The organism is Rhodococcus sp. BS-15, assembly GCF_000813105.1.
GTDB lineage: Bacteria > Actinomycetota > Actinomycetes > Mycobacteriales > Mycobacteriaceae > Rhodococcoides.
Genome location: NZ_BAOX01000636.1, coordinates 1 through 632, shown reverse-complemented (window position 1 = coordinate 632; position 632 = coordinate 1). Strand labels below are relative to the sequence as shown.

The 632-nt window shown below is 66.0% G+C and carries 1 protein-coding gene; it reads right to left on the bottom strand.

The features are described from left to right. Window positions 1–467, bottom strand: a 467-nt coding sequence (locus RHBS_RS28410; RefSeq protein WP_272913911.1) for an NAD(P)-dependent oxidoreductase, incomplete at its 3' end; no start/stop codon positions are given. Window positions 468–632 lie beyond the last annotated feature (165 nt).

Genomic DNA, 632 nt, shown 5'->3' with positions numbered 1-632 from the left:
CCGATGCGGCCGAGTCCGACGACGCCGACGGTCTTGCCGAAGATCTCGACACCGTTGAACTTGCTGCGCTTCCACTCGTGCTGACGCAGAGTGGCGTCGGCAGCGGGAATCTGGCGCGCGGCCGACAGCAGCAGCGTCACCGCATGCTCGGCCGCCGTGTGGATGTTGGACGTCGGTGCGTTGACGACGAGGACACCGCGCTCGGTGGCTGCAGGTACGTCGACGTTGTCCAGGCCGACACCGGCGCGGGCGACGATCTTGAGGTTGGTTCCGGCGGCGAGAACCTCTGCGTCGACCGTGGTCGCGGAACGCACCAGGATCGCGTCGGCCTCGGGAACCGCGGCGAGCAGCGCGGGGCGATCCGGGCCGTCGACCCAACGGACCTCGACGCCGTCGCCCAATGCCTCGACGGTGGACGGCGCAAGTTTGTCGGCGATCAGAACGACAGGACGGCCTGGCTGGCTCACGTGAAAAACTCCCTATGTCGGTTCGAGACTGTTGTCGGTGAAAGTTCGGAGCTGGTGCAGCAGAAACAGTTTAGAGGCCGGAGACGTCGAACTGTGACGCCACCTGGTTCACGCACCGAAGGGCACCCCTACGGATGCAGGGGTGCCCTTCGATCAGCATGCGTG